Origin of the sequence: Alicyclobacillus sp. ALC3 (assembly GCF_028751195.1) — a bacterium.
Classification (GTDB): domain Bacteria; phylum Bacillota; class Bacilli; order Alicyclobacillales; family Alicyclobacillaceae; genus Alicyclobacillus_L.
Genome location: NZ_CP066784.1, coordinates 1,517,681 through 1,540,017 on the forward strand (window position 1 = coordinate 1,517,681; position 22,337 = coordinate 1,540,017).

Genomic DNA, 22,337 nt, shown 5'->3' on the forward strand with positions numbered 1-22,337 from the left:
TGGCTTCGTTCCCCTTACGCGGACACGTTGCCTTGCTGTAACTGGTACATGTGATAGTACCTCCCCCGGTTGGCCATCAAATCTTCATGCGATCCGCGCTCCACGACAACACCTTTATCAAGAACGAGAATCAGGTCCGCGTTTCGGATGGTAGACAGTCGGTGTGCAATGATAAATGTCGTACGGCCGCGTTTCAGCACTTCAAGTGCATCCTGAATGACCGACTCCGTTTCCGTGTCGATGCTAGATGTTGCTTCATCAAGCACCAGGATGGCAGGATTAAATGCAAGTGCGCGCGCAAAGGATATGAGTTGCCGCTGTCCTGCAGACAAGGTACTGCCCTTCTCTAGGACCGGCGCATCGAGGCCGCCCGGGAGACCACCGAGCAACTTATCTGCACCTACATTGCGCAAAGCACCTTCAATCCGCTCGCGGGAAATTGATTCATCCCCCAAATTCACGTTGGACGCAAGCGTACCCGTAAAGAGAAACGGATCCTGCAGTACAATACCCATGTGCCTGCGCAAGTGTTGGCGAGGCATAGAGTGAATGGGTACACCGTCGATGGTGATGGTTCCGGACTGCGGATCGTAGAATCGGAACAACAGGTTCATGATGGAGCTTTTTCCGCTTCCTGTGTGTCCCACAAGGGCCACGGACTGTCCTTGCTTTGCCGCAAAGGAGATGCCTTTGAGCACATCGACTTTGTCGTCGTAGCTGAATGTAACGTTATCGAACACAACGTCACCCCGGTATCGTTCCATCGATCCGTTCGCTACATCAGTACCGTCCTCGTCCAGCAATTCGAACACACGTGACGCGGAAACGCGTGCCTGTTCCAGGTTGGCGAGCTGTTGCACAATTTGTTGGACCGGCTGGAACAGTCGTCCAAGGTAATCAATGAAGGCATAGAGTACGCCGAACGACACCAGACCCTCAAGATGTAGATACCGCCAGCCAAAGAAGGCCATGAGAGAAATGAGAAAGATGTTGCGCAGGACGTTGGTCAAATTAAAACCAGTGGCTGAATTAATGCCCAAGAGCTTCGTCTGTCCTTCATAGTAAGCGTTGTTAATGGCCTCGAACTCCTGTGCTGTACGCTCCTCTCGGTTGAACGCCCGAATGACAGGTACGCCCTGAATGGTCTCGTTGATCATGGCGTTGATATCGCTGAGCAGCGCTCGGATGCGACCATTGATGGTGACGGCGTACTTACGATAGAGTACAATCCAGACCACTAGAATCGGCAATAGCACGACGCAAATCAGCGCGAGAGTGACGTTTAGGATGAACAAGGCAATGTAAATTCCAATCATGTTGACGATTCCTGATACAACATTGGACATCACCGCGACATAAAAATCACGAATGGCCTCTGTATCGTTTGTGATGCGCGAGACCACTTTGCCTGCCGGTGTGTTGTCAAAATATTGAATAGGCAGCCGGTGAATCTGGTGAAACACATCTCTACGCATCTTCCGTAAGATGCGATTGGCCGCTACCTGTAAGAGGTATCGTTGTCCATACGTAAAGACTGTGGAAACGACCAAAAGGGCGAAGTAAAGTCCCGCTAAAAACCACATGCCGGGGATTTCCGGCTGATAGAAGTGAAAGAGTTGGAGCTTTGTCAGGCGCTGGGCTTTCACGGTCATGGATTTCCCATTCGAATCCACCGTGACAGATGCTCCATGCAGCTGTGGATTCGTCATGTTCGGCAACGCCTGATGCACGACATAAAAACCAGCTCCAACCTCCATCAAGGTGATGGGTGCGCCGCGCTCTTCTCCCTTCGTAAAGCGGTCACCGCGCTTGTACCAGTGGTTCTGATACAGGGTCGCATCGGGTTCCCGTCCTGGGGTCTGATACCACGTCTGCTGTATGCCCGTGATATGGCGATTAATCATCGCTTTCGCCACGAACGGGCCCATCAAATCTGCGGTAACGGAGATGGCCAACATCACCAACGCGATAAGAATCATTCGTTTGTAAAGTGTCGCGTATTGAAGCAATCTGCGACTTACACTCATCTTGATATCACTTCCAGTTCCTCATCGTCTTCTGTCTGCTGTCTGTCGTACTGTTCCTTATACCATCCACCCATCGCAATCAGTTGATGATGCGTCCCTGCCTCGACAATGGATCCGTGATCCAATACGATGATGAAGTCGGCGTGTTCGATGGCAGACAACCGATGCGTGGCGATGAGCGTGGTCTTCCCCTTACGATCCCGCCGGATGGCATCAAGAATCTTCACCTCCGTGCGTGCGTCCACTGCGGACATGGCATCATCGAGAATCAGGATTTCCGGATCGAGAATGAGCGCCCTTGCCAGCGCGATCCGCTGCTTCTGCCCTCCCGATAGGGAGATTCCCTTTTCCCCGACCAGCGTGTTCAGGCCATTGGGCAACAAGGTGAGGTCCTTGGCGAACGCTGCTCGTTCAAGCGCCGTCAGCACTTCCGCTTCTGTTGCATCAGCACGTCCAAATCGGACATTTTCCTCCACCGTGCGGGAGAATAGCATGGATTCCTGTGGGACGTATCCTAACCAGCCATGGACTTGTGCCAGAGTGACGTGTTGCATGGAGAGGCCATTGACCAAGAGTTCGCCTCGGCCCAACGGATACTCCCGCAACAGCTGTTTGATGAGCGTCGTCTTGCCGCTTCCAGTCCGTCCAACGATGCCAAGTGTCTCGCCCTGCTGAATCTTGAGATTGACACTGCGCAGGTTGTCTTGAGAAGAAAGCGGGTAGCGAAAGGTGTAATTGCGAAACTCAATGACTCGCGGCAGAGCGACGGATTGACAGCCCTCTGCATCGACGACATCAGGCGAATACGCCAATGTTTCGCTCACCCTGTCAAGCGACGCGTTTCCGCGCTGCATGATGTTGATGAGTTCGCCGACTGCAAGCATCGGCCAAATCAGCATGCCCAGATAGATATTGAACGACGTCAACTGACCAAGGGTGATTTGGCTCTGGAAGACCATGTACGATCCGTATCCCAACCCAATGAGGTAGGTGATGCCAACGAGGAGTTTGATCGACGGATCAAACAACGAGTCAATTTTTGCCACGGCTACATTCTTCCGATAAACGTCCTCCGTGGTTTCCCCGAACCTGCGTTCTTCAACCTCTTCTTGTACGTATGCGCGTACCACCCGAATGCCCGCAATCGTCTCGAGGACGGCGTCGTTCATATCCCCAAATGCATCTTGCGCTTGCGTAAACCTCTCATGAACTAGTTTTCCGTATTTTGTCATCGCAATTGCCATAAGCGGCAGTGGAATAAGCGAAAGCAATGTCAGCTTCCAGCTGATAAGCGTCGCCATGGTCACAAGAATCGTCGCCGCAAACGTGGTGGAGTCAATCAAGGTTAGAATCCCGAACCCCGCCGTTTGAGAGACTGCGTTCAGGTCGTTCGTCGCCTTCGCCATCAGATCTCCCGTGCGATTTTTCTCGAAAAAGGTCGGCGTCATTTTCAGGAAGTGGCGCATCAAGCGAGATCGCAGTGTCCGTTGAAGGCGATTCGCGCCGCCAAACAGATAGAACTGCCAGGTGAAACCGAATGCGTACATGACAACGACCAGTCCTGCAAAAATGCCGAGTAATACCACGAGTTTATGGGCCGTAAGCGTTCCCTGACTCATGCCGTCGATGGCCTTGCCAATTAACTCTGGCGGAGCAACTTCTACGAAATTCAAGATGAGTAACATCAGCAATGCAATTCCATACCGTGTCCTTTGTTCCCAGAAAAACCAGAACAACTTCCTTAATACGATAAACATAAGTCCACTCTCCCTGTGCCATGCCATCACGAAAAAAAGGTACACCGCCTGCGCGATGTACCCTGAATCCTGAAGGATTCAAAATAAAAACGCAGGCCGCGCGTGGGCGTGACCTGCGTTCGAACCTCGAGTGTCAGACCAAACCGCTCAGTGGCGGTCTGAGAAAATCCTGCTCTTCGGCATCGATTTCGGGATCACAAACCCATAGTTGGAATTGCAATTTGCAACGCTTACACGAAATCCATCCATGGTTTGTGAGCCCCCTTTCCGTATCGTGACTTTGGTAAACGTAACACGGTTATTTCAGATGTGTCAAGAGAGTGTTGAGTCCTTCCTGTTTAGAGCAGCCAAGGTACCAATACTTTAAGTGCCTTCGATGGAGCCAAGCCGCTCTGTTCTCAATTGGATTTTCGTCCCAAACATCGAGATCAAGATAAGCGGAAATGGCTTCGATTCCTTCTGCGTATTTCTTCAACCCACCTTAATCACCCTTACGGATCCGTTCCTCGAAGATGGTACCCACCTGGATGCTGTCCACGTTGTCTAGGTGCGGGCCGATGTCCATGAACCGCTTCATGTAGAGCGGTGACGTGTTGTAGAATCCGTACTTCGACTCTCGAAGCATGAACGGCTCGGGGTTAGTGCCGAGCTTGGCCTTCTCCCCGGCCGGGACAGGACGGTCTGGTTGAAGGACGATAAGTTCCGCTGGTGCGACGGGAAGAATGAACACGAGTTACGGCCGGTATCGAACGAAACATTTTTGTATACACTGAGTATATACAAGTTTGAAGGGGAGTGATAAAATTGGACAAAGCGCAGAGGAAGGGGGCTACGTATGTGACGACCGCTACTGTACGCAAGTGGGGTAACAGCCTCGCTGTCCGCATCCCTCAAGAGGTTTCCGAATCCGTCAACTTTGCAGATGGCGTAGAGATCGAGATGATCGTTACGGACGATAAGGAAGTTGTGTTGCGCCCAGCATTCCCAGAGGCTGAAGACCAGGATGCCTTGCGCAGTCATTTTCTATCGCTTCGTGCGAAATGCAAGCCCGGAATGACTGCCCATGATGAGATGTTCCCCGAGCCTATGGGAGATGAAAGTATCTAATGTCAATTACGGGAACCGTACAACGTGGAAGTGTGATCTGGATGAATCTACATCCGACTCGCGGCCATGAGCAGCATGGCTGGCGTCCGGCCATTGTGCTGTCGGACGGACTTATTGACCCCTATAACTCGACCTTTGCAATGGTCGTCCCTGTTACAAGTGAGACCAAAGGCTACCCCTTCGAGGTGCTGGTCCCCGCGGGGATTTCACTGACACATCCGACCTACACAGCACTGAAAGGCGTTGTGCTCACTGACCAAGCGAAGTCACTTGACTTGAGCGCCAGGAATGCGGAGGTCATTGGCAGAGTCGATCCAACATCTACTTTCTATCAAAATGTAGTGACTAATGTCCGCTCGATACTAGCGTGAGGGAAACTTTCACCCACCTAGTTGCCCAACGACCGGTGAATGAATATGCATTTAGGACCAACAGGGTCTAACTGACCTAACCGGGGCTTTAACGCAATAAGACAGCCCCTTCCTCCATGCATGAAAATGCATCTACATGAATGATCAGGACACTCTGCGCGTCAATGTTTTACCTCTCACCTCCCCCAAAAAGGCGAACGACCACCTGGATTTTCTCCAAGTGGTCGTGGTTTTACATGGTGGAGGCGATCCGTATCAGTTCAGAGCCACGACCTCCACCATTACCTTGTGTTAACGGCCATCGTTTGATGGAGGTTCGAGTCTTACGTTTTAAGAGTAACGATCTCCTCACACGTTGCGGTTTAGCTGTTAAGGTTGACTATGTAAAGAGAAACTACCGATTAGATCCTCAGTCCATGTTATGTCGACGACAGTTTTAAGAAAATCTTCCACATGGTCATTACTATTGAAGAGCTTTATACGACGCAAATTAGTAGCGCCTTCATTGTCTAATGCCTTAGCCATACTCTCTGTCAGAATAAAGAAGAGATGTCTAATCTTATTGTAAGCAACCTTATTGGTCCTCGTTAGGTCATTCCGTTCCCTTGATCCGAGGCCCGCCTCATCACCGATGTGTGCAACAATATAAGTGGCATGCTCATCCCAGTTAGTCTCCAAAATCCCACTTAAATTATCATCAGACCCAAAGAACCATAGCTCCGCAAAGCGAACCAAAATTATCCAAAAGCTCTCTATTACTTGTTGTCATTAATAGTAGCCTCCAGTTTATAAATTACAAATTTAACCCACAGCGCGATTTGCCTGACCACCGTTAACAGCGATTTACTCTTGCCAATTAACAAATGCAAATTGCTCAATGGAGTACTCTCTTTTCAAGAATTCTCCCCAATCTAACCAGGCAGAGAGCCCGTCCTTACCATCGAATAAGTTACCAGGTACCGGTAAATCCCCATCCCCCTCCTCATCTTCTAACAACTCACGTAGAACTTCCATTGATGACTCAATGGGGATTGCTGAGTCTCCCTCGAGAAACCCTTCTGAAAGGTTTGTTAACCATTCACCGAGGGTTCTAGTAGTCTCTGGCAATGATAAAGGTGAATGAAAACACAAGTCTTGTCCACGTTCTGAAACACTGTAGGAATGGTTGGCACTTGCAACTATGGCGTGAGGCGGAATGCTCACATGCTCAGCAAGGATGGGTATACTACTAAAACTAATCTTGCTACCTTGGTCGTGGATAGTGATGTCTCTAGTATCCCATGGTCGAGTTCTCCATGGCATAAGCCATCGCCTTAGGGCTGTGTTTTGTCAAGCCAAAATACCCGTTATTGTCATCGAGAATTCCCCATGCCCCTGATGGGGATTTTTTAGCGCTGTTTCATGAGCGCGTGCTTCATTCGGTAGCTCTCTCCTTCGAATAGCAATAGGTGCCCATGGTGTGCCAGGCGGTCAATCATTGCAGCTGCCATCTGGTCGTCCGTGAACACGGAACCCCACTTCGAGAACTCCAGGTTCGTTGTAATAATCATGCTGCGGCTCTCGTAACTGTCAGCCACCACGCGGAACAGCAACTGCGATCCTTCCTTGTCCACAGGGACATAGCCCCACTCATCCAAAATGAGTAGCTGCGTTCGTCCAATCTCCTTAAGAAGCCGTTCCAGCGTACCGACGCGTTTCGCTTCACTCAGCCGCATGACAAGCTCTGCCACAGTGGTGAATTTCACGCTCATCCCCAGTTCACAAGCTCTCACGCCAATGCCCGTGGCAAGGTGAGTTTTGCCAGTCCCGACCGGTCCGTACAGCACCAGATTTCGTTTGGCTGGCACGAATGAGCAGGTCTCCATGTCGTTCCACTCGAGTGAGGAGGGAAGCTTGAGTCCATGCCGGTCATACCCATCCAACGTCTTGAAAATAGGGAATCCCGCACGTGAGGTCAGCCGGCTTCTGCGGCTTCGCTCTCGATTCTCTACTTCTTCAGCCAGCACACGGTGGAAGAACTCTTCTTGCTTGGGTGTGGCTTCAGTTTCACACAACTTCACGGCAGACTGGTTGAGCATTAGTCGCTTGCAGAATACTGAGATTTCCTCTCGCAGTGCTCCTCGTTCCTTCACAACGTTCATTGGACTTCACCTCCCTCTGGAAGGAACGCTTCATCGTATATATCAAGATTTAGACCTGGCACCCCATCCGGGTCTATCGCGAATGTAGTCAAGCGTGCCGCCAGTACGGCTGCATTCGAGTGGCACAGCCGTCCTAATTTCGTGGCTTCGGTCATGGCCTGAACAGCCGCATCAAAGCCGTATTGTCCGGACAGACCCAGCATCATTTTCAGAGCAGTTTTCAATCCAGCGCGGTCAAAGCTGTCCATCTCTGTTCTCAACTCGTCGGGGACGTGATTGCGCAAACCGCTGTTGCGCCATGCTCCTGGATTCCTCAGCATGCGGCTGAGCGTGGTGCTGTGGTCTACCGTGTCTGTACGACCTTTCCCAAAGCCCCTCTCGTGCTGCGTGATGGGGCTTCCGTCAGCTGCCAATGGTGCGACGGTGTGAGCGCCAATGCGAATCACCAATTCCTGTACGGCGTACTCTGGGGCCGAGGAATAGTGATGACATCCATCCAGAACAAACTTTCCGTATCCATCGGTTTTCACTCGCTCGTAACGGTACGGATTGAATGGGGTTCTGGGCAGGTGCATCAGCGACTGCCGGTCCTGCTCAAAGAGTTCTCGGATGTTTTCACCGAGCTTGTAGTGCTCCCGATCCCAGTCTCTCTCGCACATCGACAACAGGCTGCGGTTGTAGTCCTGCACGTCTAGGAAGGAAGGTAGCGGAACGAAAAAGTTCCGTCGGATGTAACCGACTTTATTTTCAACGTTCCCCTTTTCATACCCAGCATATGGATTACAAAAAGTGACCTCGAACCCACAGTGCGCTTTGAAACGAAGGAAGAGTTCCGTCATCCGAATCTGCTCACCAATACGCCGCCCCACGCCAGTTGCGTTGTCGAACACGAGTCGCGTGGGAATGCCGCCAATGTGCTGAAAGACATCTTGGAGTCCGTGGACCACGCATTCCGCTGTCTCACCGCCGAAGAGCTGGGCGTAAGCAGCGTTGCTGTGTGGAAAGCTCACGCAGAGGTACTTGTACGCCCGGACCTGTCCTGCAATGTAGAAGTCCGCTTCACCGAAATCCACCTGACATTCACCAGGGGGCCAGACCAGTTCCAACGTTCCCTCGTTGTTCTGGTGTCCCCGCACAGCCTTCACATACCTCTGCACCGTTTCGTACGAGCATGTGTACTCGTCCTGGAACTGTTCCTTCAACCGCTGGTGGATGCGCTTGGCCGTGTGGCGTTGCTTGTACCGGTTGCGCTTGTCCTCCTCCAACCACGACAGAATGGTTTCCTTGTACGGATCAAGTTTAGATGGGACAATCCTGACCTCTCTGTGGTTCGGTGAAAAATCCTCTTGTTGCATGTACTTGCGAACGGTCTTTCGATCAATACGCAAACGATTGGAGATTTCCACCGGACCCAACCCCTTCGCCTGCATTTCCTTCACCAATTCAATCTGTCCCATCTTCATCACCCTCTCCAGCACCCCTCTACGCATTCCCGTAAGAATGAACGTAGAGAAGCTAGATTTTCCCGTCAATCTCCCTATGACATTCATGGGGAATTTCACATGACATTTCTGGGGAAGGCACGATGACAACTTGGTACATTTTCAGCTTACATTACACACCTTAGGGCGGCTAAGTGTATATGATATGTATACGCTGATCTGTTGACGAATAATGGACAAACATAAACTGCATCACTTTTTCCGTACCTGACTAAACGATTCCTCCAACGGTAAAGAATATTATGCTGGAAATCAGCATGATGCTTCTCCTTCTTTCGGAGCTCAAAAAAGAGTACTCGTGGAGAAACTCAAGCTGTGGACTGAGGTTTTTTCGATCCTTAATGATTTTTGAAGTGCTTATATCTGGATATGCTGATGGTTTTTTAAACTGCATGTAAAAAGGCTTAAAAGACTTCACATGGCTGTACAAACGCGCATCAGCACCTAACCAGCGTTCTTTGCTTCTGGTAAAATGCTCTATGCTGAACCTATACATAGGGAAACTTAAAACCGCTAGGAACGACTCTAAGGCAAAGCCTACAGTATCCTCGCTAAAATCGGCTTCTATTCTCTTACTTGCCACGTCTTTACCTCCTTCCCGAGGAACCAAGCTAGTGCCTATCGGAGTTTCTAGTCCAATTATTAATTAATGAAAGTACCTGATCCGTAATCGTTGTGCCTTCGTAAGTTGTAAATAATTGCTCCGGAAAGTGTTCATTATAAATGTTCAATTTCTTGATCCACCTCTCGTCGTAGCTTGAACTGCCCAGCATTCCTAGATGCTCCAGATAAACTTCTTCTCCGCTAAGAGAAATCGTAAAGTCTGGTTCAATCCACTTGTTGGAAGCGTAAACCAGTTTTTTTTCATACTCGTACGAAATACGATTGCTAAACAGTAAGTTGGCAATAATGACCTCAGACTTCGAGCGTACCAAGTCCCCTTTATGGGTTGAGTGGATTCTGCCAGCCTTGTGCTTATCAACGCCTAAATATAGTCCAATTTCTTGATGCAATTCCGTTGACGTTGTCGTGTTGTCAAGTAAGTACGTGAAATAATCAAGCAAACCATGTTTATAATGTTTCTTTTCATTTATATCCTCAGCTAGCTTTTCGAGGGTGGATTCAGGAATTTGTTCATAGTGGTTCTCAATGACCAAGCATTTGTCAAAACCCTTTGACAGACGCGCTTCACCATTTGCCACTGCTGCATAGGTTAATGAACTTAAGTCACCAGGCTCCATTCCACTCTTTTTAAGAGTTGTTATTGTTCCTTTGTTTTTTGTCAGTCCATATAACTGCTGCAAGGAATTCGATTGTATTTTAGAAAAAACATCAAGATTGGTGAAGGCTTTGCCACGGATAGAGAGTATCCCTTGATCGAGGTAGTAAGGGAAACACCGCTGTACATCCTCATTTTCAAAGTATTGTAACGTCCGGAGTCCTAAAATCCCTCCGGTGATCTTTGAGTGTACATCTTTAAGTTCGTCAACAGTCGGAAATGAGTTGTCAATGAAATGAGTCTTTTTCACTTGGATGTTCTTATTTGTATACAACACATACGCGTTGGAAGCTTCTCCGTCCCTTGAGGCTCGTCCGACTTCTTGATAGTACTGCTCAACAGACTCTGGGATCATGAAGTGAATCACCACTCGGATATCGGGGATATCAATACCCATTCCGAAAGCGTTGGTAGCAAACACGACGTCCAAGTCACCATTCTTGAAGGCTTGGATGATTTCTTGCCTTTCAAGTGAGGACATATCTCCGTGAAAGTTACTCGCCTTAAACCCTTTCTCTAAGGCTTTGTCACGGAGGTCTTCTGTTCCCCGCTTATTACGTTTTCTGTATAAGTAAACAAGTACTTTTTCACCTTTGTGTATCTCAAGTAGTTGCCACAGCTTATCCTCTTTTTCTTCCTCGGTTACAAACTGTTGTACCTTCAGTTCAATCTCAGAACGAATCAACAAGTCATCCTTTAAAATGCTGGCCTTCGGAATGTTAAAGGCCTCACAAATGTCTCCAACCTCATGGGGATTTAATGTTGCAGTGAGCCCAAGGAACCTAGGCCATTCAACTGAAAAAACCCTGGTGAGGAATTCTGGAATTCGTTTATAGAATGGCCTGAAACTAAACCCCCATTGACTAACGCAATGAATTTCATCAATCACGATCAATTTCACATCGTCTTTACGCTCACGCAGGCAGAACTCAAAGAATCCGTCTGTAGCCATTCTTTCAGGACTTACAAAGATAAAATTTGGGTTAAGCTCACGTCTGTGCAGCTTCCGGAGAATTTCCGCTTGTTTCAAACCGTCTAGACCAGCATGTATTGTTAGCACTGAATACCCCTGTTTCTCAATTTTAGAGGCTTGCTCATCAATCAAGGCCGTTAGAGGGGATACCACAACTGTGACTCCGTCTAACTGAAGTCCTGCAAGCCAATAAATAAGGGATTTTCCTCCCCCTGTTGGCATAATGCAGAGTGTTCGGTGTCCCCGTAGTATCGTGTGTACCGCTAATTTCTGAAACTCTTTTAGAGAGAATTGTTCTGACAATGCGGGAAAATATCTTTTAAAGGAGTCATTCAAGTTAATAACCATGACCATCTTCCCTTATGTTTGATTTCAAAATAGCAGTTTCTTCACTATGGCAACGAGCCACGAAACTTAGAAAACTATCCACCATCACGTACTTGTATTCCGGATTAATATAACACCCTATCTTGTTGGCTTCGGTTTTCAGTAGCAGATAAATCTGAAAAGAATAGTAAACAAATAAATCGTAAGGATAGAAAAAGTTCTGTTGCGTAATAATGTTTTTTGTATCGATCATCAGGAATTCAGAATCTTGGGTGCAGCCAAACGTCTTCTTACCCGATAAATACCACAGCGCCCAGACAGCCTCACGGCTACGGTTCGGAAAGGCCTGAGGGAACAACTTATAAAGGAAATGACTCTTGATTCCCCCACCTATAACGCCGTACACAATGAATTCATCCTCTAAAAGCTCGGACACTGCCAATTCATCTAAACCGGAGACTGAATCATATGTATCTGGGTCGTAAACATCATCCATATACCTACGTGCAAATTCGTTTAGATTCGTGATTACATCTAGCAATTCATTCGCATCGGCTCGTGAGAATTCAGCCCGATACTTATCGAGTTCCTTAACGGTCTTTGCATGTAGGGTGGAATGTATGATGGGACACCGGTCCCTGAGTACCTTGTTCTTAAAATATGATGGATCGTCAGAATGCTCCTCTAAAGACTCTTCATCCATAATGTCGAGGTAAGACTGCCTGTCTCTTTCAAAATCCTTAATGCCCTCTGCAAGAATTGTCTTTAGTCTTTTTGCGACGTCCATCTGACTTCTTTTCTTTATTGCTACCGTGGCACCGAGATTTTGAGCAAGTTGGGCTGCTACTTCAGAACTTATTACATGCCCACTGTTAGTCTCCAAAAAGTTAGAAAAATAGCTATGAAAGTTAGACCTAATTTCAGCTGTCACCCACTCAATATGAGCTTGGTCGTAGCAACATTCTTCAATATCGTTTGGATAATACACAAACGTCACCCCTATGCGATACAATATCAGTTCTCAACGTCCGGATCGCACCCTGAAGACCATTATATACCAACACAAATTCTCCATGCAGATTATAAAAAAAACGCTCCACCTTTTATGTTAGGGGCTGCTGAACCACTCTGTTATACAGAAAATGCAGCGAATGACGAGAACAAGAACAGCGACCCCAGCAGTTGCAGGCAGAAGGCAAACAAAACCCGCAGCCACCGCTCCAGGTTCATCACCAGCATCTGCAGTGAAATTACCGTCAAGCTGGTATCTGCCAGCCGTGCTCGGATGCGGTCAAGCCCGTATCGGCGCTTGGCTTCTCCGAACTTGCCTTCGATTGCATTTCGCTCCGCCGAATCCTGGCGTTCCACTTGCTTATGCGCCGCTTCCTCCGCCTTCGCAGGTCGACCGAGTCGTGGTCCGCTCAGTCGTATTCCTCGGTCTCGGCAGTACTGCAGGTTTGCCCGATTTCGGTACAGTTTGTCTGCCAGCACTGCCTCCGGGTAGCACCCGTACCGCTCACGATAGGCCGCGACGGACTCTTGTAGCAGTTGCCCTTCATTGAAGGTATCCCACTGCACGTGGTCGATGCGCGCGTAACCGTCAACCATGCTGACAGCGACCTTTGCACCGAACTCCACGTTCGCCTTGGCTTTTCCTCTCACAATCGGGCGTACATGTGGTTGTGAGATGCTCACGATTCGGTCATCGATTCGGTGTGAGCGCGTGTCGTGCATCATCTTCTGCTGTCGGAACAGTTCCTGTATGACCAACAGGTTCTTGTACTGCTGGCGGCTCAGATTGGTCAGTGGTGTTCGTGTAGCCAGGTGCTCGATCGACTTTAGGTCCCTCATCACATACCGAAGTTGCTGTCCGATCGCTCTGCGAATCTTTTGCTTGCTCGTTCTGCGCTGCTTGGCGATGATCAGATATGCCCGCCTTGCCTTCTGCCGGTACGTTCTCGGCTTTCTTTCCCTACCGGCATGCGGGGCATGAAGCACGTCAATGAGCTGTTCCAGCTTCTCTCTTGCGCCGTTGAGCAGCGACAAGTCGGTCGGATAGGCGATGTCTGCCGGTGCACAAGTCGCATCCAGAAGCAGTTTCCCTTGCCGTGGCACATCCGGCTCGACCTTCGGTTGCTCGGTCTGTGTACTGGTATCTTGACCGCCGTCGTCCGAGTGCGAGTGGTCGTCATCGTCTGATTCTTCATCTGCCTTTGCCGCCATGATGATCCACTCGTTCACCTGGTTGAGTACATCCGCGCCGAGGCGCTTGCGAAAGTGCGTCATGAGTGAGGCGTCGAACGGAGGGGACTGCTGGAACCCAGGGAGGCCGATGAAGTACTGCAGATACGGGTTCTCAGTGATGTTCTCGACGGTGTCTCGGTCACTCGAACCCAAGCGTTCCTGGATGATGAGCGAACCGAGAGCAACTCTGACGGAGACTGCTATCTGTCCGCCTTTCGACTTCGGCTTGAAGAGCTGCGCATAATGCTTCTCGACTAGGTCCCACGGAATGAGCTGAGCGAGCTTTACCCAACGGTTTTCCTCATTCAGCTTCCTGGTAAACGGCAGGAAGAACTCGTGTGGCAAGAGCAACTGATTCTCGCGTTTTTGGTACATGTGGGCACCCTCCAAGTGCAAGGTTTTTGCGGTCCGATCATCGAAATCCTTGCATATAACTTCGACATTCACACCCGAAAAACCTTGCTACGGCGCCGATTTTCGGTCATTCAGCAGCCCCTAGTTAGTGCCAGACGAGTCAGAACTCTGTCAGTACTTTCATTCACAGCTGGAACAAAGAAACTTAATAAATTCCCTTCGCCTCCCACCAACAAATCAGGTCCCAGGAGTAGATTGGGTAGATCAGGGTTTACAGCACAAAAATACCCTCGTGGTGCCAATAATACCATTTTACGAATGATGTCTCGCTTCACAATATTCCCCCAGTGCATTCCCATGTACACTGAACACATTTAAACGATTTGGACTACAACCCCTATGATACGCTCCACTCCGCATAAACTAGCTTAACTTCGTTAATCCAACATTTAAGTATGTCACTCCTCTCCCGCTTGAGTGATTGTGCTAGCCGAAAGAATCCCTGCCCGGTTGCATATCCACTCGTTTGTGGACCACGATAACACTCAACATACCTCTTCCATGGGCATCTTCAGACACTGATATTTCGCCTAACATCTCGTGAAGTGCGTGTGAATCACATTCTAACGAAATAGTCCTGAGTTCCTGAACAAGTTCAGAATACGGGATCGTGCTTCTTCATTTAGCCCTTTTAATCAAGATAGTCCTGATTTCTTCCGCGGCCCGTACCCACTTATAGTCCTTTATTCCGTATCGCATATTGTCCCTCACAACTCCGAAGGATAGCCGCTCTCCTTGTTAAATCACGCCGTTTCAATATCGGTATCGTCTAGCAAAGTCAACTGTTGGGGTTCTTCTAACAGCTTATGAACAAGCGTATCCTTGCCGATCGATTGGTACCGCTCACTTAATTGACTCTTTAATCTAAATAATCTTTGATGCGCTGTGCGAACTAGCTGATTATACGTAGTGATTTCAACCCTTCCCCTTTCAGGGTGGTCACCAATCTTCCTAATGCGGCTGTTGTTGCTCCGGCTATCGACCTTATATCCCACAACAAAAGCATTTATAAACGGCGAACCATCTAAGTGACCTGAGTTCAGAAGATCTTCAACATAATTGTTAGCCTGGTTAATTTCGTCACGCCCAATTGTAAACCCGCCCCTCTTTAACTCGACAAGGAGGATTCTCCCCATCACAGACAATCCACCATCCGCGTCTGACTCTTCCGTACAAACAGCGGTAATTGTACCTCTCTCCATCACAATAATATCGGGACGTCGCCTCGCATTATAAAAGGCAGACGGCAAGGGACGCTCTCCGAAGAGTTCCTGGACTGCTGTCGTAAGTGAAACGTTGGATGTGAACATCGGAGAGTCAAACTCTGGACCAAAGAGCCAGCGAGACTGTAAAACCAATGGATGAAGAGTTTTAAGTTCATCGGTGGAGGGGTCGATTGACAACCGTTCTAGTGCCTCAAGCGTAAGTAATCGTTTGTCTATTTCATCAAGAACTGACAACGCGTCCTTCACGTCCCAGTCTTCCAATAAGCGGTTCAGTCCGTCAACGTCTTCTTCCGAAAGAGCAGAAAGTTTCTGTAGCAAGCTCGCGCCACTTCGTGTCTTTTCCAAGTGAATTACTGCATCAACCGCAATGGATAACATTTCGGCTTGAATAATAGGGTGGCTGTCGACCATCCGTTGAACAAACTCAGACACTTCAAACCGGCCAGCTGCCGAGAGTTCTCGCAGGGCAGAACGGTGCTCTGTGAGAACTTCCCGAGTGGTCTCGCCAATTTTGTCCTTCATTGCCATCCTATAAAAACCATCAACATAGCTAGCTAAGACGCGCAACACAGAATCCATTAATTTGGAAGGTTTGAAGCCAGACCAATCTGGCAGCACCTCGTTATATAGTCCATCACATTTAACAACGATAGTATGACGTTTAGCAAAATTGGTTCTTCCATCTGCCAGTACCACATCTCCGATATGCCAACCTGGTTTCCCTACCAGGCGATTTCCAACCCAAAAGGCAACGCCATGCTGGCGAGCGGTCTTCGCGGCCTTGGTTGAATCAATAGTGTAGATCCCAAGTTCGACTTCCTCGACCACCAGTACAGTCTCTTCAATAATACCCTTGTGATTCGTCAATTCAATGGATTCTCCGTTTACGTATACCTGAAACTGAGGATCGTGCAAGAAGCGCGCGGATATAACCTCTCTTATGGTGTCTGCGTTGGGGAGATTTCTATGAATCTGTGCGGTAAGTTTGGTTCCGTGTTCATTACTCTGCCTGACCTCATGACTTGTAACCGTAAAGGGCTGCCTTTCTTTGGACGTTTGAACTACAAACATATTACAGTACCCATCTTTACTAGTTTCAATTACATACTCATCTGCAAAGCACAGCATACCATGACGACCTATCCCATTCCTTCCATACGCCCAGCGATACGCTGTTTGGACATCAGAAGGGAACTGAACGATCTCGCCTTGATGCTTTAAACGGTTGTATCCGAGGGTCATCCATCTTTTTCGAAATTCGTCTGCTGTAAGGCCAGTTCCATTGTCCACAACCGAAATTTCGTCAAAAGTATGGCTTGGGATTTGTATGTCAACTCGAGTAGCACCGGCGTCCCAGGCATTGGCCACAAGTTCTGTTAACGCTGTCTCTGCAATCCACGCAAGTGATCCAACTGTCCGGACAAGATAATCCTCTTCGAACAATGAACCCTGTATGATTTCGGCCATCATAAATCCCCCTTCCGTAGCCCCTGAGGGTCATCGAATGATATCAGGCCAGATTCATCACGGAAGGGTTCTATGCTGCATTGAAGGCCGATATCACATCTCACTTCAAATTCTAGCACATATTGTATGAACCTGCCTCTCTATCAACGGATATTGGATGCCTACACAAGTCTCTCGGCAAACCTTCTATTGGAATTTCATTCGAGCTCAGTTCAGTGCGTGTTGATACCGTCCACAGTTAATTGCCCAGTTCGTTATCTTGTTTCGATTAGGTCTTGCGAGTTAAATACATTGTTAGGAATAAAAAATGCTACTCATTCGCCGCTCCACCATACCGTCAAATATTTGGGACGTGGTTTTGGTCCGGTGTGGCGGAGGCAACTTTCCTTACATACCAAGGATTCTTGGTGGAAGCGATCCGTATAAGACCAAAACCACGAATTCACTAAATCGCACGAAGCCATAACAGGCAAACAGAGAGACAGAAAATCTAGAAAGGGTTCACATTAGCTAGACATCAGATACGCGACCGGGCTCATCGGTAACTCCCCTGCTTCCATCAGGCGGGCTCAGTCATTCGTGTAATGATATTGTTACAATAAGGGTTGGACGGCTCCAAGCGCAATCCTAGTTCTGCGATAGTTATTGCTTTTTCCCTGTTGTGAATATGAACATTTAACCACGCAAGCCTTGAGCAATCTGTCGCATCTGCCTCTTGAATTCTTTCCTCCATGACGGAAGCCAAGCGTGTCAGTAATATTTGCTTTTCGTCATTGTCCAAGGTTAAATGCCCACTGCTGAATAGCTTGTTAATTTTATTTGCTGCGTTGCTAATACTATAGAAAGGAACGTCAGGTAGTTGGCATCGTTCAACTAACGAATGTGCCAACCCCTCCCAGTCACCCTGTTCCTCGAAAATGAAGGTTAGCCGGTCCCAGACCACAGAATCCAGTTCATGGGAAGTTGTGTTTTCCAAATATAAAAAAAGTGCGTCCTTTTCGTTAGTGCCGACAGATTCATCTCCATTTTCTTGAATCAAGTCTGCAATCCCAAGCCATGCAGGAGGATATTTCCTTGCTATAAACTGTAACATTGGCATGTAATCGCCTAGCGTTACAAGACTAGCACTGATGTTCCGGGATATATTCTGAAACAACCTTTTGATTCTAGGCGCCATTCCGTGACGTACATCTGTAATCTGTGTAGCGCCAAAATACTGAATCATTTGAGTGTCAGCCTCAACAGCGCTCTTCAATGGACTCACAGAAAGCTTTTTCTTTCCGAATATCGCCGCAGCAAGGGGGATGCTCAAGAAGAGCTCCTGGTCCTCTTCCGAACTTAAAATTTCCACAAAAGAGCTCCTACTTAACTCATCCACCGCACTCTCTACGTCCACCTTTTCTTCGGTCCACGTTCTTAATAGAACCGCTTCAATTGCTAATTGTGGTACAGTGGAGCGCCAATTGCTGATCGTTAAAAAAATTCGCTGTGCTATAGGTGTTAGTGATGAGTAGGTCCTTTCAAATAATGCATCCAATATGTCATCTCGTCCTGCAACAATACGTTCAGCGTTTCGTCTAGACCCAGCCTTTGCTATTTCTCCGAGAAGTATCTTGACGACATATGGATGCCCGTCAGAATCCCTATACAATTCATCTTCATACTCTTGTGTTATCAAATGACTAATACCTAACTTGTCGGAAGTTGTCTTAACTAGTTTTATGTACTCAGGCTTAGTCATACCGGTTATATCAATGGGGTAATCTCCCTTAAAGTCACGAAAACGTGTAGTAATGAGTGCCTTATTCGGCAACCGGATGTAAGTATCAATCCAAGAATAAAGTTCTGCGGGACTGCTAACCGTTTCAAAGTTGTCAAAAACGAACAACGTTGGTCCAATTGAGCTCGCAGTAAACTCTTTGGATAAGTGCTCGACCGGATTGAAGTCCTTTTTCGAGTGACCTTCCGGCCCAATGAGCCTAAAATACTCCTTAGCAACTTCCGATATAGTCAAGATCTGTGGTTTGACCATCTTAGCTCCCGAATCCAATAAATCAATATCTCTGGAGCTGAACCAAACGATTGTGCTGAATCTGTCTGTTTCTGACACCTGATGCAGCACTCGAAGAGCGAGTGAGGTTTTTCCTATACCTCCACGTCCAACTAGTGTTATCAACGGGTGACGATCGTTAATCAAGTGTTGATACAGCTCAGTTTCCAAGGAGATTCTGCTAATATAACCACTTGGGACTGGGGGCAGGTTGCCAAAACAATTCCCTTGGATTTCCAACAAACCAATACCGTCAGTCTCACTAGCGGGAAGCTCCTCGACGGGGAGCAGATATGAATCATTTGGAAGCGATAAAATATTGCCTGTTATGTAGGACAACATTTCAAAATTCTTCGCTCTGAATCCACCATTGGGAAAATAGAAATCGACTGCATCGACGGAGGAATCAATTAGTTCTACAAGACATGGCTTATCAATGAAGACGTACACTCCATTGGGGATGTTGTATTCAGTGGTTGATTTCAGATAGTCGAACTCATCAGCTTCGGGGCTTAGTTTTGTGACCCGGTATTTTCCAGACAGATTCCTGTGCATGTATGCCCATTGGCGTTGAAACAGTGAAAGGTTCTCTGAGAAAATTCGAATGGAAATTTCAAGGTATTCTGCTAACTGGGAACTTCGTTCGCTAAGAATTGCTCCGTGTCCTCGCGTTTTGTTTCGTAATCTCGCAAAGTACTCAAACCATTTTTTGCCATCTATTCTAGCGGGTAAATCTTCGCAACTGCGATCAATCGTCTTTAGACAACGATGCAATTCTTCAACCGCCATGTATTGCCAGGTATCCTGTTTGACTTTTTGAGTGAGCTCGTTCCTCTCTGTGAACGCCCCAGACGCCAAGTTTTGCGAAGTAGGTCCAACCAGCACTTCATCAATCGTGCGCGCCCATTCGCCAATTCCATCTGAACGGACGAGGCTATAAAGATGTCTATATTTATCCCTATTGCGATCATTCTCGATGGCTGCAATGAGACCGAGGCCCACCAGTTTAGTTATCATTTCGCCACAGTAAAGTAATTCCATAAAGAAGGTACTGTCCGAATCTGAGCGAGCTATCTCAATACGGTCAAACATGCGTTTAAGAGGCAGTAGCTCCAAAGCACCCACCTACCCTTCATAAAGAGTTACGAACCACCGGATTATTATACCAAAAGACAGCCCAAGAGTACTGTCGGTAGTAATCTACTCCTCACATTTTGAAGGAATAGTCGTCCGGTTGAAGAATGATCGACATGCAAAGAAGCGTGCTTTGGAACGAGGGTTACATATGAGACTAGTGGCTGGAAAAACGTACTGTTATCGTAAAACTTCACATTCTAAGGGACAGCCCCTCACGCCGGCCGTCGTTGTGAAACTCGGGCCACCAAGCATCCTGTACAAGGACCAATTGTCCCTCGTTCAAAAAAGAGCTCCGCCAACATACAGAGGAGTCACGGACATGCCAATACTTCAGCAGCGATTCAGGGTTTCGTGACCGGCAAGATCAGATTCTCGCCGCCGACTTCCGACGTGAGCAGCAGCAAGTTGTTGAGATTCTGCATTCTTGGTGTGGGGTGGATTTTGTCGCGCAACGAGATCGGTTGGAAGAGCTTGAGAACGAAGTGGTGCGCCTGCGCAAGCTTCTTGCCGGGACTCTGGACTGGATGCAACAAACTGCAGAACAGTATCAATTACGGTGGCTTCGCGCGAAGTACATTGCGACCTACAAGGAACTGACGGGTGGTCTCCCTCCATTGGCAAAACCACTTCGTCCAAGTCACAAACCATCCCGTTCCGCGGTGGACTGCAACAGCCCTGTTATTAATGACAATACACCGCCACCTTATTGGATGAGGGTACCACAGTCCGATTCAACGGTTGAGCTATGGTCCACAGCCAGACTGCCATTCGAGCCAAAGGGCTGGATGCGGCAGATGCGTGACGATCTCCGTCAGGCACTTCATCAGATTCGCCCCGAGACTGACAAATCGTTTCTGCAAGCAGCCTACATATCAACGGACACCGGGTACTTCGATACCGAAAACGTGCTGTTATACAATGTGGGTGTCGCTGCCTTCAAACACCTATGTCTACGAGGAATATCCTTCAAACATATCGTCCAAGTTCCGCCAAGTTGCCCAGTTACACTAAGTGGTGAAACAGCTCACTTTTACCGCTACAAAGTAACACCAACCGCAACGTTACCTTTGACGAACGACAACGACACCATCGCAAAATGGCCCTCGAACGCTTGTCCCCCGCTGACTCAGTCCACAAAGCCCCATGTGATATGGGGTCTATTAAGCCAACAAGTTGCGACCACAATCGTAAGGGAGTGGAACGGAACGTTCGGACTTGAACTGACCCTGTCCGTGCCAAAAGGTGCAGTCCTAAACACTGCCGGACTGGTAAAACCCTTGCTCGACGGAATTGTGAGTTCGTTTCACACGCATGATGGTTCCCATCTAAGCGACGTTACAAACCGACTTGGTAGCCTGACAGGCTTGTCATCTGAATACATCGAAACTCTGTTGATGGATTCGGACAAGGCCGTATTCGGACGCAAACGGCTAATCTATCCCCGCGGACACGGTGTCCAATGGGCTCCGAACGACCATCATTGCGTGGTGGCAACGCTTCACGTCGATTACGTTGACCGCAAGGAATGGACGCTAAGTGGTCGCTTGTACGCAATACCGTAAGGTTTGGGTGGCACATGAAGCCGCAGTACAGGCATTACGGTGTCAATAGACAGCACCCTTCCAGGGTACGCATTTTCTAACGTCGATGAGGTCACCCAAGGTAACCCTTTGATGGCTTGATTACCTTGGGACGTGTTGCAGCGTTGTGGTTTGGTCGGGTATGGTGGAGGTGACTTTCCTTATATCGGATTTTCCGCGCCTTCTGGCAGGGTCTGAATTGGTAATTCGAGTTGGCGCATAAGAGAAAAATAATATGGGCGGGCGAAAGGCATATCCAGTCAAGATGAAACCGGTCGAGTAGAGACAAGCCTTTCCCTTTGCCCTGAGTCATCGGGATTGAACTTGTCCCCCTCACAGATCCGTACAGGCCCAATTAAGGCATACGGCTCCTCAAGTCATTTTACAGTGGTTTGCCGACAGGTTGCCCGTAGATGTGCACATAAATCTTCGGTCCGGGGAGCGGGTGCCGAGCCAGAAAGGCGTTGAACGTCGTGTAGTTAAAGCTCTTCCGCTGGCTGCGGCGATTGAGCCATTTGTACAGCAGTTTGGTCAGTTGGTATCGATAGGCCTCCAGGCTCTGACTGTTGTCTGTGACGGATAGTAACGGTAGTTGCGTATTCCGGATGAAAGTAGCCACCCATTCCGGAAATTCGCGGCCACCGATTCCGGTTAATCGCAGCCACTCGTTCCGGAAAGTCACGGCCACCCATTCCGGAAAATCACAGCCACTTGTTTTGGCGTTTGTCGCCTCGT

Annotated in this window: 15 protein-coding genes; 3 read left to right on the forward strand and 12 right to left on the reverse strand. The window is 48.4% G+C overall.

The window, feature by feature from the left end:
* Window positions 1-14: 14 nt before the first annotated feature.
* The 3 genes from JC200_RS07240 to JC200_RS07250 form a co-directional block, all read right to left on the reverse strand.
* Window positions 15-2,027 carry an ABC transporter ATP-binding protein gene (locus JC200_RS07240; RefSeq protein ID WP_274435582.1) on the reverse strand — a complete coding sequence of 671 codons (2,013 nt, stop codon included), beginning with the start codon at window positions 2,025-2,027 and terminating at the stop codon, window positions 15-17.
* Entirely contained in the window at window positions 2,024-3,784 is a 1,761-nt protein-coding gene (locus JC200_RS07245; protein ID WP_274435584.1) for an ABC transporter ATP-binding protein, read from the reverse strand. Before JC200_RS07245 ends, JC200_RS07240 begins: the two co-directional genes overlap by 4 nt.
* Before the next feature lie 481 nt (window positions 3,785-4,265).
* Window positions 4,266-4,514, reverse strand: a complete 249-nt coding sequence (locus JC200_RS07250) for a hypothetical protein (RefSeq protein WP_274435585.1) — start codon at window positions 4,512-4,514, stop codon at window positions 4,266-4,268.
* A gap of 107 nt (window positions 4,515-4,621) precedes the next feature.
* Here JC200_RS07250 and JC200_RS07255 point away from each other — a divergent pair, with 107 nt between their 5' ends.
* Together JC200_RS07255 and JC200_RS07260 are read left to right on the forward strand one after the other, a co-directional pair.
* The gene (locus JC200_RS07255; protein ID WP_274435586.1) at window positions 4,622-4,891 is read left to right on the forward strand and encodes an AbrB/MazE/SpoVT family DNA-binding domain-containing protein; all 270 of its coding nucleotides are present in this window, start codon (window positions 4,622-4,624) and stop codon (window positions 4,889-4,891) included.
* Window positions 4,891-5,262 (forward strand): type II toxin-antitoxin system PemK/MazF family toxin, encoded by a 372-nt coding sequence (locus JC200_RS07260; protein WP_274435587.1) that lies wholly within the window; start codon window positions 4,891-4,893, stop codon window positions 5,260-5,262. Before JC200_RS07255 ends, JC200_RS07260 begins: the two co-directional genes overlap by 1 nt.
* A gap of 1,388 nt (window positions 5,263-6,650) precedes the next feature.
* On the opposite strand, the gene istB is transcribed toward JC200_RS07260, so the two are convergent.
* From istB to JC200_RS07300, 8 genes are all read right to left on the reverse strand, one after another.
* Window positions 6,651-7,403, reverse strand: coding sequence for an IS21-like element helper ATPase IstB (gene istB, locus JC200_RS07265; RefSeq protein ID WP_274435588.1), 753 nt, complete (start codon window positions 7,401-7,403; stop codon window positions 6,651-6,653).
* Window positions 7,400-8,860: an IS21 family transposase gene (istA, locus tag JC200_RS07270; RefSeq protein WP_274435590.1), complete on the reverse strand. Its 1,461-nt coding sequence runs from the start codon at window positions 8,858-8,860 to the stop codon at window positions 7,400-7,402. Before istA ends, istB begins: the two co-directional genes overlap by 4 nt.
* Before the next feature lie 256 nt (window positions 8,861-9,116).
* Entirely contained in the window at window positions 9,117-9,488 is a 372-nt protein-coding gene (locus tag JC200_RS07275; RefSeq protein ID WP_274435591.1) for a hypothetical protein, read from the reverse strand.
* Window positions 9,489-9,516: 28 nt separating this feature from the next.
* Window positions 9,517-11,505, reverse strand: a complete 1,989-nt coding sequence (locus tag JC200_RS07280; protein ID WP_274435593.1) for a RecQ family ATP-dependent DNA helicase — start codon at window positions 11,503-11,505, stop codon at window positions 9,517-9,519.
* On the reverse strand, window positions 11,495-12,472 hold the full coding sequence (locus JC200_RS07285) for a hypothetical protein (RefSeq protein ID WP_274435594.1): 978 nt from the start codon (window positions 12,470-12,472) through the stop codon (window positions 11,495-11,497). The genes JC200_RS07280 and JC200_RS07285 overlap by 11 nt, the downstream gene beginning before the upstream one ends.
* A 143-nt stretch (window positions 12,473-12,615) precedes the next feature.
* Window positions 12,616-14,103: an IS5 family transposase gene (locus tag JC200_RS07290; RefSeq protein WP_274435596.1), complete on the reverse strand. Its 1,488-nt coding sequence runs from the start codon at window positions 14,101-14,103 to the stop codon at window positions 12,616-12,618.
* A 782-nt stretch (window positions 14,104-14,885) separates the two neighbouring features.
* Window positions 14,886-16,835, reverse strand: coding sequence for an ATP-binding protein (locus JC200_RS07295; RefSeq protein WP_274435598.1), 1,950 nt, complete (start codon window positions 16,833-16,835; stop codon window positions 14,886-14,888).
* A 559-nt stretch (window positions 16,836-17,394) separates the two neighbouring features.
* Window positions 17,395-20,001 (reverse strand): NB-ARC domain-containing protein, encoded by a 2,607-nt coding sequence (locus JC200_RS07300; RefSeq protein WP_274435599.1) that lies wholly within the window; start codon window positions 19,999-20,001, stop codon window positions 17,395-17,397.
* A 455-nt stretch (window positions 20,002-20,456) separates the two neighbouring features.
* Between JC200_RS07300 and JC200_RS07305 the strand changes: the two genes are divergently transcribed.
* Complete coding sequence (locus JC200_RS07305) at window positions 20,457-21,584, forward strand: hypothetical protein (protein WP_274435600.1); 1,128 nt, start codon at window positions 20,457-20,459, stop codon at window positions 21,582-21,584.
* Window positions 21,585-21,984: 400 nt separating this feature from the next.
* Here the strand turns inward: JC200_RS07305 and JC200_RS07310 are convergent, their stop codons facing one another.
* Entirely contained in the window at window positions 21,985-22,284 is a 300-nt protein-coding gene (locus tag JC200_RS07310) for a hypothetical protein (protein ID WP_274435601.1), read from the reverse strand.
* Between the last annotated feature and the right edge of the window lie 53 nt (window positions 22,285-22,337).